An 11,711-nucleotide genomic window follows, 5' to 3' on the forward strand; every position below is an offset into this window, starting at 1 on the left:
GCGCTTGCACGAACCGCGCCGACGCGCAAAGTCCCTGCAGGAGCGGCCTTTTCGCTGACCGCCGAGCGCCCGCAGAAAGCGCGCTTCGAAGCTGCGGAGCCGCTGCCTATACTTGGTCCCTACCCCAGGCCTTAGGAGCATGGAAGTGCAGGAGATGGTCATCTACGGCGTCAGCTTCGACATGGTCGGCAAGCAGCCGATCGTGTTGCTGAAGACCGTCGACAGCAACAAGTTCCTGCCGATCTGGATCGGTCACCCCGAAGCCGCCGCGATCCTGATGAAGCTGCAGGGCGCGACGACCCCGCGACCGATGACGCACGATCTGCTCTCCGACATGTTGTCCGAGCTGGAGGTCAACTGCGCCCGCGTCTCGGTCACGGAGCTGAGGGAGAACACGTTCTACGCGTCGATCACGCTCAGCATCGGCGGTCGCGAGCTGGAGATCGACTCGCGCCCCAGCGACGCGCTCGCGCTCGCCGTGCGTGCCGGTGCCCCGATCTTCGCTGCCGAAGAGGTGATCGCGGAGTCCGCGATCGAGTTCGAGCACGAGGTTGAGGACACCGAAGAGGTCGTCGAGAAGTTCAAGGACTTCCTCGACAGCGTCACGCCCGAGGACTTCGCCGGCGAAAGCTAGCCCTTCGGAGTGCGAGCTCCACGGCGGGCCGTTAACAGCGCCCGCGCCGGGGGAACTCGCGGTCGGTGGAGCACCGCTCAGCCGTCGCGCTCGACGCGGTCCTGCTGCGGCTGACGCCGCGGCAGTTCGACGACGCGCGCGAGCCGCTCGTCCGTCGCAGCGCTCTGAGGCTGTGGCGCAACCGCCTCGGCGCCCGTGAGCGTGCCGTAGAGGGCGACCTGCTCGGCGATCACAGCGCCGATGCGGCGGATCCCCTCGCGGATCTGCGACTCCGTGACACCGGAGAAGTTCAGTCGCATCGACGAGCCGCCGCGGCCGTCGAGGTAGGCAGCGCGGCCCGGCACGAACGCGACGTTCTCGCGCAGCGCGCGCGCCAGCAGGTCGGTCGTGTCGATGTAGTCCGGCAGCGTCGCCCAGATGAACATGCCGCCCTCGGGCCGCGTCCACTGCGCCTCGCGCGGGAAATGCTCGGTGAGCGCCTCGAACATCACGTCGCGGCGCTGGCGGTAGACGTCGCGCAGCGACATCACATATCTCTTCCAGTCGACCGCGGCGAAGTAGTTCGCGACGAACAGCTGCGTCATCGAGGACGAGCAGAGGTCCGCGGCCGCCTTGCCGATGTTCATCTTCTGCAGCACGGGCTGCGGCGCCGCGGCCCAGCCGAGGCGGATCCCGGGCGAGAGGATCTTCGAGAAGGTGCCGAGGTAGATCACGAACTCGCCGCCGTCGAGCGCGTACAGCGGCGGCAGCGCCTCGCCTTCGTAGCGCAGCATGCCGTACGGGTTGTCCTCCAGCACCAGCAGCTCGCGCTCATGCGCGATCCGCACGAGCCGCTCGCGCCGCGGCAGCGACATCGTCACGCCGCCCGGGTTCTGGAACGTCGGGATCGTGTAGATGAACTTCAGCCGCCGGCCGTCGCGCTCAAGCCGGTCCAGCGTCTCCTCGAGCTCGTCGATCCGCATCCCGTCGGAGTCCATCGAGATCTGCACGACGTCGGCCTGGTAGGAGGCGAAGGTCGGCACGGCGCCCGGATACGTCGGCGCCTCCGCGACGATCACGTCGCCCGGGTCGATCAGCGTCTTGCAGACGAGGTCGATCACCTGCTGGCCGCCCGTCGTGACGAGCAGCTCGTCGGTCGCGACGTTCATGCCCTCGGCCGCCATCACGTCCTGGATGCACGCGTCGACGGCCGCGATGCCCTCGGTCGGCCCGTACTGCAGCGCCTGGGCGCACGCATCGTGCGCGACCGTCGCCATCACGCCCGCGTACGTCTCCGGCGGGAAGGTCGACGTGTCCGGCAGACCGCCTGCGAGCGAGATCACCTCGGCCTGCTGCGTGAGCGCCATCAGGTCGCGCATCGCGGAGGTCTTCATCACCTGCGTGCGCGAGGCGAACAGAGCCGCGTATCGTTCGAGATCGCGGGCAGTGGAGCGTGGTGGTTCTCTGCGCGTCATGTCGGGCCTTGGGTGGTCTCCGTGTGGACTTCGCCGCAACGGACCATTCCCCTCGGCCCGTCGACTATCGTCATGCCCCCTTCAAGCTACCGGACCGGATGACTCTCTTCCTCGCCATCTGCCTCGGGATCGGCCTCGCGCTCGGCGTCGGCCTGCGTCCCTTTCTGCCCGCACTGCTCGTCGGCGCGCTCGCGCGCGGCGACATCGGGATCGACTTCGAGCACACCGACCTGTCGTTTCTCGAATCGCCGATCTTCCTGCTCGCGCTGCTGATCGGGGTCGTCGTGCTGATCGTCGCGGAGCGCCGGATGGGCGCGGACAGAGTCGAGGCCGGGCCGCTCGGAGCCGCCGTCGGCGGCATCGCGCTGGGCCTCGGCGCGCTCTTCTTCGCCGGCGCGCTGGCGGATGACAACTACGCCTGGTGGCCGGGGATCGTCGCCGGCCTCGCGTGCGCGGCGCTCGCCGCCGCGACGGCGCGGATCTTCTTCAGACGCACGCGCGCCCGGCTCGACAGAGACGCGGCGGTCGCGCTGCCGGTCTACGCCGAGGCGGCGGGCGTCGTCGTCGCCGGCCTCTCCGTGCTGCTGCCGCCGCTGTCGCTCGTCGCGCTCGTCTTCCTCGGCTGGCTGCTGCTCGGCCAGCGCAGACGCGAGGGCCAGAAGTACGCGGGCCTGCGCGTGCTGCGGTGAGCGCGTCAGCGAGCTGACCGTGCCCGCGCGCCCGACCACTGCACGCTGATGGCGGCCAAGAAGCTCGTCCTGACCGTGATCGACGGGATGAAGCCGTCGATGCTGGAGCGCGCGATCGCGCTCGGCCAGGCGCCGGCGCTGAAGGCGATCCAGGAGCGCGGCGCCTACGTCGACGACTGCTGCGCGGCGTTCCCGTCGGTGACGCCCGTCTGCGCCGCGTCGATCGCGACAGGGACCGGGCCCGACAGGCACCGGATCCCGAGCATGAACTGGTTCTCGCGCGAGGAGCAGCGCTACGTCGAGTACGGCTCGAGCTTCTCCGCCTCGCGCAAGTTCGGCGTGCTGCGCTCGCTGACGGACACGGTCTACAACATGAACGCGGTCCATCTGTCGCGCGAGACGCCGACGTGCTTCGAGCTGCTCGACGACGCCGGCGTGCGCACGGCCGGCACGACGTACCTGATGTACCGGGGGCGCCACGAGCACCACGTCACAACCGACACGCCGTTGGCGCGGATTGCCAACGCGACCGTCTTCAGAGAGCCGGTCAAGGGACCGCGCGAGCTGTTCTACGCCGATCTCTTCGCGAGCCGCCGGACCGGCTGCCGCGGGCAGTTCGGCATGCCGGGCGGGCGCGACGCGCACACCGGCTGCGTCGGCTCCTACCTGGAGGAGCACGACCTCTACGACTTCATGCTCTTCTCGCTGCCTGACAACGACACCTTCTCGCACCGCAACGGCCCGCACGCCCAGGTCACCTCGATCGCTGCCGCCGACCGTCAGCTGGAGCGCCTGATGCACGCCGGCGGCGGAATAGACCGCTTTCTGGATGAGCATGCGATGATCGTCATGGCCGATCACTCGCACACGCAGGTGGAGGAGCGGATCCAGCTGCAGCCGGCGTTCGCCGACTGGTCGATCGCGAGACCCGACGGCGCGGGCGCGACCGCCGGCGACATCGCGATAAGCCCGGCGCAGCGGTCGGCGATGATCTACGTGCTGGCGGACGAGAACCGCGCGCGGTTGGCCGCCGACGCCGCCCGCGTCGCGCTCGCGGTGCCCGGCGTCGACCTCGCGATGCGGCTCGCCGCGCCGCGCGAGGGCGTGATCGCGAGCGAGCGCGGCGAACTGCACTTCGCACCCGGCGGCGACCTCGTCGACGCGCGCGGGCGCAGATGGAGCGTCGACGGCGACCTTGCGGCGATCTCGGCCCGCGTCGAGAACGGCAGGCTGCTGGCACCGGACTACCCGGACGCGCTCGGTCGCGTCTGGTCGGCGCTGAACTGCGCGACCGCGGGCGACGTGCTGCTGTCGGCCGCGCCGGCGTACGAGTTCGTCGACTGGGGCGGGGCGTGGCACCCGGGTGGCGGCAGCCACGGCTCGCTGCACCGCAACGACTCGCTCGGCGCGCTGCTGTGGTGCGGGACGGGTCCGCAGACGCGTCACGCGCACGAGCAGTGGACGCTGCGCGACGTGCTGCCGATCGTCACCGACCACTTCGGCGTCGCCGCACCGCCGCGCTCCTGAGCAGGCACGCGATCGCTCTGCGCGAAATGCGAGGCTGCGGCGGGGTACGCTGTGCGGCATGAAGGAGGACCAGACCGCCGTCTCGCTACCACTGCATCGCCGCGTACGGCACGGCCTTCGCCACCCGCCGAACTGGTTCCAGTTGATGCGGTTCGGGCTCGTCGGCGCGAGCGGCTACGTCGTCAACCTCGTCGTCTTCACGATCGCCGTCCACCCGCTCGCGGTCAGCTACCGGATCGCCTCGGTGCTGGCGTTCCTGGTGTCGGTCCTGAACAACTTCTGGTGGAACCGCCACTGGACGTTCGACGGCAGGGGCGGTCACGCCGGCTTCCAGGCGATGCGCTTCTTCGTCGTCAGCCTGGTCGCGTTCGCGTTCAGCTACGCGATCCTCGTCGCGCTCGTCGAGGGCGCCGACCTGCCGAAGGTGCTGGCGCAGGCGATCGCGATCGTGCTCGCCACGCCGCTGAACTTCGTCGGTCAGAAGCTCTGGAGCTTCCGCAGATGAGGCGGGCCGCGGCGCGCATCGCCGCGGTCGTGCTGCTCGCGAGTCTCGCGTCGGCGCTGCTGCTGTCCGCGATCGCCTCGGCGCGGACCGCCCCCGGCGCCGCCACGGCGCCCGCCTACTCCGCGCCGGACGTCGCGACCACGCCGTCGCTCGGCCCGCCGTCGGCGATCGGCAGCGCGCAGCAGCCCGCCGCGCCCGGCACGATCTCGACCGCGACGGCCGTCGACCCCAACGCGCTCGCGACGCCACCGAGTCCGTCGATCCCGCCGCCGGGCCATCGCCTCACGTCGAGACAGGTGATCGCGACCGCAGACGCGCTGCCGAAGATCAGACGGGTCGTGCGCGAGCATCCCGGCGCGTACCCGACGGCGTACACGAAGGGCACCGCGCAGTGGCAGGTCAGCTACTTCTCCAGAGACCGCGCGGAGATCGGTCAGGTGACGATCGACGACCTCACTGGCGCCGTCCGCGAGGCGTGGACCGGCTACCAGGTCCCGTGGACGATGGCGCGCGGCTACGACGGCGCGTTCGGCCGTCGCGTCAACGCTTGGTACGTCTGGATCCCGCTCTGCGTGCTGTTCTTGCTGCCGTTCCTGCCGTGGCGCCGCCGGCCGTCGTGGCTGCACCTCGACCTGCTCGTGCTGCTGTCGTTCTCGGTCTCGCTCGCGTTCTTCAACCACGCGCGGATCGGGCTCTCGACGCCGCTGATCTATCCGCCGCTGATCTACCTGCTCGTGCGGATGCTGCTGGTGGCGCGCCGTGGCGGGCGCCCGGAGCCACTGCGGCTGCTGGTGCCGGTCTCGTGGCTGGCGATCGCGCTGATCTTCCTCGTCGGCTTCCGCGTCGGATTGAACGTGACGAACTCGAACGTGATCGACGTCGGCTATTCCGGCGTGATCGGCGCGAGAAAGCTGCTCGACGGCCAGCCGTTGTACGGCGGTTGGCCGACCGACAACGCCCACGGCGACACCTACGGCCCCGTCAACTACGTCGCCTACGTCCCGTTCGAACGGTTGCTCGGCTGGAGCGGCAGCTGGGACGACCTGCCGGCCGCGCACGCCGCCGCGGTCGTCTTCGACCTCTTGACGATGGTCGCGCTGTTCATGCTCGGGCGGCGGATCCGCGGGCCGTCGCTGGGGATCGTCTTCGCCTACATGTGGGCGGCGTTCCCGTTCACGCTCTACGTCTCCAACACGAACGGCAACGATTCGCTCGTCGCGCTGCTGATCGTCTGCGCGCTGCTGGTCGCGTCGCGGCCCGCCGCGCGGGGAGCGTTCACCGCGCTCGCGGGCCTGACGAAGTTCGCCCCCCTGGCGCTCGCGCCGCTGTTCGCGCGCACGCCGATCGACGCGATCCCCAGGGGCGCGACCGCGCCGCGCCGCGGCCCGCGAGCGTTCGTCGTCTACGTGCTCGGCTTCCTCGTCGTCGCGGTGCTGGCGATGCTGCCGGTGATCCTCGAGGGCAACTGGTCGACCTTCTTCGACCACACCTTCGCGTTCCAGAACGACCGCGGCTCGCCATTCTCGATATGGGGCCTGTGGGGCGGGCTCGACACGCTGCAGATGGCCGTCCAGATCGCGGCCGTGCTGTTCGCGCTCTCGCTCGCGTTCGTGCCGCGCCGGCGGACGCTCGTGCAGACGGCGGCCTTCGGCGCGGTCGTGCTGATCGCGCTGCAGCTGAGCCTGACCTACTGGTTCTACCTCTACATCGCGTGGTTCTTCCCGCTCGTGCTGGTCGGCCTGCTGGGGCGCTACGGTGATCCGACGGCAGTCGCGCCGCCGCCGGTCGCCGGCGCCACCGGCACGGGCTCAGCCGAAGCCGACGGGGGCGGGCACGAGCAGCTGCTCGATCCCGTCGGCGCGCAGGGGTGAGGTCGCGCTGACGACGACGCCCATCAGCCACGGGTCCTCCTCCGAGGGCTCGAAGCGGATCGGCATCTGCGTCACGAGCGACTCGATCGCCAGCTCCTTCTTGACGCCGATCACGCCGCCGCGGGCGCCGGTCATGCCGACGTCGGTGATGTAGGCGGTCCCGCCGGGCAGCACGCGCGCGTCGGCGGTCGGCACGTGCGTGTGGGTGCCGACGACGGCGGTCACGCGGCCGTCGAGGTGCCAGCCCATCGCGACCTTCTCGCTCGTCGCCTCGGCGTGCATGTCGACCAGCACGTGGTCGACCTTGCCGCGCAGCGCGTGCAGCGCCGCGTCGGCCTCCGAGAAGGCCGGCCGCCCGGCCTTCAGGAAGAGGTTGCCCGACAGGTTCAGGACGCCGAGCCGCACTCCTGCGCGCTCGACGACGCAGTGGCCGTGGCCCGGCTGGCTCTTGAGGAAGTTGGCGGGGCGCAGGATCCGCTCCTGCGCGTCGAGGTACGGGTAGATCGCGCGCTGGCGATAGGTGTGGTTGCCGAGCGTGATCACGTCGACGCCGTGCGCGAAGAACTCGTCGGCGATCTTCGGGGTGATGCCGGTGCCCCCGGCGACGTTCTCGCCGTTGACGACGACGAAGGTCGCATCGTGGCGCTCGCGCAGCTCTGGCAGGAGGCGCAGCAGCAGCCGGCGGCCGGCGCTGCCGACGACGTCGCCGACGAAGAGGATGTTCATTCGGCGTGTATAGCGGATGCGAGGGTTAGCCTTCGGCCGATGCCGATCGCCGCCGCCTCTGCCGAAACCGCTTTGAAAGTGGTGGATCTGACGAAGCGGTACGGCGAGCGCGTCGCGCTGCGCGGTGTCAGCTTCGACGCGGCCGCTGGCGAGCTGGTCGCACTGATCGGTCCCAACGGCGCCGGCAAGACGACGATGCTGTCGATCCTCGCCGGGATCCAGCGGCCAGACGGCGGCAGCGTCTCGCGCGCCCCGCGCGAGATCGGCTGGGTGCCGCAGCAGCCGGCCGTCTACTCGAAGCTGTCGGTTGCCGAGAACCTGCGCCTGTTCGCACGGCTGGAGAAGGTCCCAGACCCCGCCGCCGCGGTCGCCGCGATGCTCGCGCAGACCGACCTCGCCGACCGCGCCGACGACGAGGTCGGTCGCCTCTCGGGCGGCAACCAGCAGCGCGTCAACATCGCCGTCGGGCTGCTGTCGGCGCCGCCGGTGCTGCTGCTCGACGAGCCGTCGTCGTCGTTGGATCCGCGCCAGCGCGAGCGGCTGTGGGAGTTCATCGCGCGGCTCGCGGCCGCCGGCACGACCGTCGTCTACTCGACCCACAACGTGCAGGAGGCCGAGCGCTACGCCGACCGCGTGCTCGTGCTGGCGGACGGCGAGCTGCTGTTCGGCGGCACGCCGCGCGAGCTGGAGGCGACCGTCGAGGGCGCCGGTGACGGCGCCGCTGCGGCCGGCCCGCGCGACTTCGAGGCCGCCTTCGTGCGCTTCCTGCACGAGCGTGGGCACTGACCGATGCGCTGGCTGCTGCTGAAGGACCTGCAGATCCTGCGCCGCTCGCCGCTGCTGGTGGCGCTGCTGATCGTCTACCCGATCCTGATCGCCCTGCTGATAGGCAGCGCGCTCTCCAGAGGTCCCGGCAATCCGTCGATAGCGCTCTTCAACCAGGTCCCGAGAGAGCAGCGCACGTTCGACGTCGGCGGCTCCTCCGTCAACGCCGACGAGTACCTGCCGGCGCTGACGAGATCGGTCGACGTGATCCAGACGAGAACGCGCGAGCAGGCGCTGCAGTTGGTCAGGGACGGCAGAGTCCTGGCTGCCGTGATCCTGCCGCCGGACATCGCCGAGCAGCTCGCCAGCGGTCGTTCGCAGCCGAGGATCGAAGTCGCCTACAACGGCGAGGACCCGGTCAAGCAGCAGTACGTCGAGTCGATCATCAGAGCGCGCGTCGCCGACGCGAACGCGGCGCTGACGAAGCGCTACCAGCAGATCACGATCGACTACATCGAGTTGCTGCGCGACGGCGGCACGCTCAGAATCCTCGGTCGCGACGTGCCGATCCTCGGGCTGAGAGCGTCGCAGCAGATCATCGAGGCGGTGATGGCGACGCTGCCGGCGAGATCGCCGGAGCGCGCCTCGCTGGCGCAGGTCGACACGTTCGCGCGCCTGGCGATCGAGAACCTCGGCGTCTCGACGAGAGTGCTGCGCTCCGTCGGCGAGCCGATCGCGGTCAGACAGACGCTGATCGGCGGCAGACGCACGCCGCTGGACCAATACGCGATCGCTGTCGCCGTCGCGGTCTCGCTGATGTTCCTGACGGTGCTGCTGGCATCCGGGCTGCTGGCGCTGGAGCGCGAGGAGCACGCCTTCGCGCGGCTCGTGCGCGGGCTCGTCTCGCGCGTCGGGCTGCTGCTGGAGAAGACCGTGCTGGCGGCGCTGTGCGGGCTGTTGGTGACGCTCGCGCTGCTGGTCGCGCTGGGGCTCTTCTGGGTCGAGCTGGACTTCGGGCGACTGCCGCTGTGGGTCGCGGCGCTGGCTGTCGGCGGGCTCGCGTTCGGGGCGCTCGGCGTCGCGATCGGCGGGCTCGCGCGCGAGGTCCGCGCCGCCTCGCTGCTCGCCTTCCTGCTGTCGCTGCCGATCGCCTTCCTCGCGCTCGTACCGAGCGGCTCGGTCTCCGGCTGGGCCTACGACGCGATCCGCGTCGTCTGCGCGATCTTCCCGTTCAAGGCGACGCTGCAGGCGCTCGACGTCGCCGTCAACGACGCTCCGTCGAGCTTCGCCGGCCCGCTCGCGCACCTGGCGGCGCTGGCGCTCGCCTACGTCGCGATCGCGCGGCTGGCGCTGCGCCGGTTCGGCTGACGGACCAGCGCGACGGGCGCGGGGGCGCGCCGTTGCACACACGGTCCGCAGAGCGACACCGGCACGGCGTTATCCTGGGCCGGATGGCCTTTCCCCTCACCCGCCTGCGCCGCCTGCGCCGCACGGGAGCGCTGCGGGGGCTGGTGCGCGAGACGCAGCTCGACGCCGGCGACTTCGTGCTCCCCCTGTTCGTCACGCACGGCACCGACGTGCGCGCTCCGATCGACGCGATGCCCGGCGTCGCGCGGCTCTCGATCGACCACGCCGTCACCGAGGCCGGCGAGGCCGCGGCGCTCGGGATCCCCGCGATCATGCTGTTCGGGATCCCCGACCAGAAGGACGCGGAGGGATCCGGCGCGTGGGACGACGAGGGCGTCGTCCAGCTCGCGATCCGCGCGATCAAGGAGGCGCACCCCGAGCTGATCGTGATCCCGGACCTGTGCCTGTGCGAGTACACCAGCCACGGCCACTGCGGCGTCGTCCGCGACGACGGCCAGGTCGACAACGACGCCTCGCTGGAGCTGCTGGCGCGCACGGCCGTCTCGCACGCCCGCGCCGGCGCCGACCTGATCGCGCCGAGCGACATGATGGACGGCCGCGTCGGCGCCCTGCGCGCCGCGCTCGACGAGGCCGGCTTCTCCGACCTGCCGATCCTCGCCTACTCGGCCAAGTTCGCCTCCGCCTATTACGGCCCCTTCCGCGAGGCGGCCGACTCGACGCCGGCGTTCGGAGACCGTCGCAGCTACCAGATGGATCCCGCCAACGGCGACGAAGCGCTGCGCGAGGTGGCGCTCGACGTCGAGGAGGGGGCGGACATGCTGATGGTCAAGCCGGCGCTCGCCTACCTCGACGTGATCCGGCGCGTCAAGGACGCCCACAACCTGCCGCTCGTCGCCTACAACGTCTCCGGCGAGTACGCGATGGTGAAGGCGGCGGCGGCCGCAGGCCACCTCGACGAGCGCGCGACCGTGCTGGAGACGCTGACCGCGATCCGGCGCGCCGGTGCCGACATCGTCATCACTTACCACGCCAAGGACGCCGCCCGCTGGCTGGCCGAGGAGACGCAATGAGCGACACCGCACCGACCGGACAGGCGACACCGAAGCTGCGCAGCCGCAGATACGGGGCGGCGATCCCGCTCGACGAGCTCGACAGACGGCTGCTCAACCTGATGCAGGGCAAGTTCCCGCTGCAACCGCGCCCGTACCGGCGCGTCGCCGAGCTGGCGGAGGTCGACGAGGCGGTCGTGCTGGAGCGCGTCCAGCACCTGCTCGACGCGCGCATCATCCGCCAGGTGACGCCGATCTTCGACACGCGCGCGCTCGGCTACCAGTCGATGCTCGTCGCCGCGAAGGTCGATCCCGACAACCCGCACCGCGCCGCGAGAATCATCAACGCCCACCCCGGCGTCTCGCACAACTACCTGCGCAACCACGAGTTCAACCTCTGGTTCACGATCGCGACCGAGCCCGACTCGAAGCTCGGCCTGGAGGGCACGCTCGACGCGCTCGCACAGGAGGCCGGCGCCGAGTCGGTCCGCCAGCTGCCGACGCTGAAGCTGTTCAAGATCCGCATGGACCTGGAGATGGAGGGCGACACGAGAGCGCTCTCGACCGCCGCCGTCGCGGCCGATCCGATCGAGCTGGACCCGCAGCCCTACGACGACTTCGACATCGCCGTGATCCGCACGCTGCAGGGCGACATGCCGGTCGTGCCGGAGCCGTACGCGCCCGCGGCCGCCGCGCTGGGGATCACGCAGGACAGGCTGCTGGACCACCTCGCCGGGATGCAGGAGCGCGGGCTGCTGCGCCGCGTCGCCGCGATCCTCTACCACCGCCGCGCCGGCTTCTCCGCCAACGGCATGGGCGTCTGGAACGTGCCGGAGGACCAGATCCTCGAGGTCGGCCGCCAGATGGCCGCCGTGCGCGGGATCTCGCACTGCTACCAGCGGCCGACGTACAGAGACTGGCCCTACTCCGTCTTCACGATGGCGCACGGGCGCTCGAAGGAGGAGTGCGACGCGATCCTCGACTCGATCGCCGAGACGCACGCGATCGAGGACCGCGCGACGCTCTACTCCTCGACCGAGTTCAAGAAGATCCGGCTGCTCTACTTCACCGACGAGTTCAAGGCGTGGGAGCGCGCGCACACCGGCGTGTGAGACCCTGGCGC

At 70.7% G+C, this 11,711-nt stretch carries 11 protein-coding genes; 9 read left to right on the top strand and 2 right to left on the bottom strand.

Annotated elements, in window-relative coordinates; translation table 11 throughout:
• Positions 1-154: 154 nt before the first annotated feature.
• On the top strand, positions 155-634 hold the full coding sequence (locus tag Q7L65_RS13655) for a bifunctional nuclease family protein (protein ID WP_370552560.1): 480 nt from the start codon (positions 155-157) through the stop codon (positions 632-634).
• A 77-nt stretch (positions 635-711) separates the two neighbouring features.
• Here the strand turns inward: Q7L65_RS13655 and Q7L65_RS13660 are convergent, their stop codons facing one another.
• Positions 712-2,007 carry a PLP-dependent aminotransferase family protein gene (locus Q7L65_RS13660; RefSeq protein ID WP_304721935.1) on the bottom strand — a complete coding sequence of 432 codons (1,296 nt, stop codon included), beginning with the start codon at positions 2,005-2,007 and terminating at the stop codon, positions 712-714.
• Positions 2,008-2,186: 179 nt separating this feature from the next.
• Between Q7L65_RS13660 and Q7L65_RS13665 the strand changes: the two genes are divergently transcribed.
• The 4 genes from Q7L65_RS13665 to Q7L65_RS13680 are packed head-to-tail and all read left to right on the top strand — an operon-like array spanning position 2,187 to position 6,680.
• A complete protein-coding gene (locus Q7L65_RS13665; RefSeq protein ID WP_304721937.1) occupies positions 2,187-2,777 on the top strand; it encodes a DUF4126 family protein in 591 nt (196 codons plus the stop codon).
• 48 nt (positions 2,778-2,825) lie between these two features.
• On the top strand, positions 2,826-4,304 hold the full coding sequence (locus tag Q7L65_RS13670) for an alkaline phosphatase family protein (protein WP_304721938.1): 1,479 nt from the start codon (positions 2,826-2,828) through the stop codon (positions 4,302-4,304).
• Between the two features lie 58 nt (positions 4,305-4,362).
• Positions 4,363-4,809, top strand: a complete 447-nt coding sequence (locus Q7L65_RS13675) for a GtrA family protein (protein WP_304721939.1) — start codon at positions 4,363-4,365, stop codon at positions 4,807-4,809.
• Positions 4,806-6,680: a hypothetical protein gene (locus Q7L65_RS13680; RefSeq protein ID WP_304721941.1), complete on the top strand. Its 1,875-nt coding sequence runs from the start codon at positions 4,806-4,808 to the stop codon at positions 6,678-6,680. The genes Q7L65_RS13675 and Q7L65_RS13680 overlap by 4 nt, the downstream gene beginning before the upstream one ends.
• Here the strand turns inward: Q7L65_RS13680 and Q7L65_RS13685 are convergent.
• Positions 6,618-7,406 (bottom strand): TIGR00282 family metallophosphoesterase, encoded by a 789-nt coding sequence (locus Q7L65_RS13685; protein ID WP_304721943.1) that lies wholly within the window; start codon positions 7,404-7,406, stop codon positions 6,618-6,620. The genes Q7L65_RS13680 and Q7L65_RS13685 overlap by 63 nt on opposite strands.
• A gap of 39 nt (positions 7,407-7,445) precedes the next feature.
• Between Q7L65_RS13685 and Q7L65_RS13690 the strand changes: the two genes are divergently transcribed.
• The 4 genes from Q7L65_RS13690 to Q7L65_RS13705 all read left to right on the top strand — a co-directional run bounded on the left by Q7L65_RS13690 (position 7,446) and on the right by Q7L65_RS13705 (position 11,700).
• Complete coding sequence (locus tag Q7L65_RS13690; protein WP_304721945.1) at positions 7,446-8,192, top strand: ABC transporter ATP-binding protein; 747 nt, start codon at positions 7,446-7,448, stop codon at positions 8,190-8,192.
• Between the two features lie 3 nt (positions 8,193-8,195).
• Complete coding sequence (locus tag Q7L65_RS13695) at positions 8,196-9,539, top strand: ABC transporter permease (protein ID WP_304721947.1); 1,344 nt, start codon at positions 8,196-8,198, stop codon at positions 9,537-9,539.
• An 83-nt stretch (positions 9,540-9,622) separates the two neighbouring features.
• Positions 9,623-10,609, top strand: coding sequence for a porphobilinogen synthase (hemB, locus tag Q7L65_RS13700; protein ID WP_304721949.1), 987 nt, complete (start codon positions 9,623-9,625; stop codon positions 10,607-10,609).
• Positions 10,606-11,700, top strand: coding sequence for an Lrp/AsnC family transcriptional regulator (locus Q7L65_RS13705; protein WP_304721950.1), 1,095 nt, complete (start codon positions 10,606-10,608; stop codon positions 11,698-11,700). Before hemB ends, Q7L65_RS13705 begins: the two co-directional genes overlap by 4 nt.
• Positions 11,701-11,711 lie beyond the last annotated feature (11 nt).

Origin of the sequence: Conexibacter sp. CPCC 206217, assembly GCF_030646165.1 — a bacterium.
Taxonomy (GTDB): Bacteria; Actinomycetota; Thermoleophilia; order Solirubrobacterales; family Solirubrobacteraceae; genus Conexibacter.